This window comes from Sphaerochaeta sp. S2, assembly GCF_016406725.1.
Lineage (GTDB): Bacteria > Spirochaetota > Spirochaetia > Sphaerochaetales > Sphaerochaetaceae > Sphaerochaeta.
In genome coordinates this window covers 1-1,051 of the sequence record NZ_JAEKNT010000418.1, presented here as the reverse complement: position 1 = coordinate 1,051, position 1,051 = coordinate 1, and the positions used below count along the sequence as shown (strand labels likewise).

The following is a 1,051-nucleotide window of genomic DNA, read 5'->3' as shown; positions in this document are numbered from 1 at the left end:
GGCAATCCCTTCTAAATCTAAATTCATCAATAGAGTTTCTCCAGGTATGTCATCGAATCTAATATTCATGTTACCAGGATGCCTGTTTAAATCACCATTTAAATGACATCCGAGCTTTGTTAAGCCATCTAGTAAATAATCTCTTTTGTTCTTCAAAGCTTTTGACGTATCCTGAATATTTTCGACCCTTAATTTAAGTGCTTCACTAAATCCAACTGCACCTGCAACATGACTCGTTCCAGCTCTGCGTTGCCTTTCCTGAGCACCACCATCTAACAAGCTTTTTATCTTGATACCTTTTCTAATATATAACCCACCGACTCCAGTCGGTCCGTATATTTTATGGGATGAAAAAGACATTAAATCTACACCCAAATCTTTGATATCAAAGTCTAAGTAACCCAAGGCTTGCACCCCATCCGAATGAAAAATAATCTCTTTTTCTCTTAGTAAAGCTGCAATTTCCTTAAGAGGTTGTATTGTGCCTACTTCGTTGTTTACATACATTATACTCACAAGTATCGTCTGATCCGTTAGAGACTCATTAACACTTTCAACAGTGATATGCCCTTGACTATCTGGTAGCAGATAAGTCACATCAAATCCATTTTCTTCAAGATGCTTTGCTGTATTTAATACGGCCGGATGTTCAAAAGCACTGACTATAATATGATTACCCTTTTCCTTGTATTTTTCGGCAATACCCTTCAATGCCCAATTATTCGCTTCTGTACCCGATGCAACAAAGTAGAATTCATCTTTATTACAGCCTATTAACTTTGATATCAATCTTCTACTCTTCTCAAGCGCTTGATTCATACGCCTGCCAAAACTATGTGTACTTGAAGCATTACCATAGTAGTCTGTCAAATAGGGTAGCATTGCATCTAATACCTCTTTTTTTAAGGGCGTTGATGCTGCATAATCTAAGTATATTGACATTTTATTCCTCTTTCCTAATCTATCGTCATTGCCAAAATATCAGCTCTATTGCCAACAAACTGGATATTTTTAATATCTATTTCACTATTCATGCGTAGCCATTCAAAGG

The 1,051-nt window shown here is 36.6% G+C and carries 1 protein-coding gene; it reads right to left on the bottom strand.

From position 1 onward, the window contains the following. The coding region (locus JF818_RS12175) for a cysteine desulfurase family protein (protein ID WP_198892269.1) at positions 1-942 on the bottom strand (942 nt) is incomplete at its 3' end. Positions 943-1,051 lie beyond the last annotated feature (109 nt).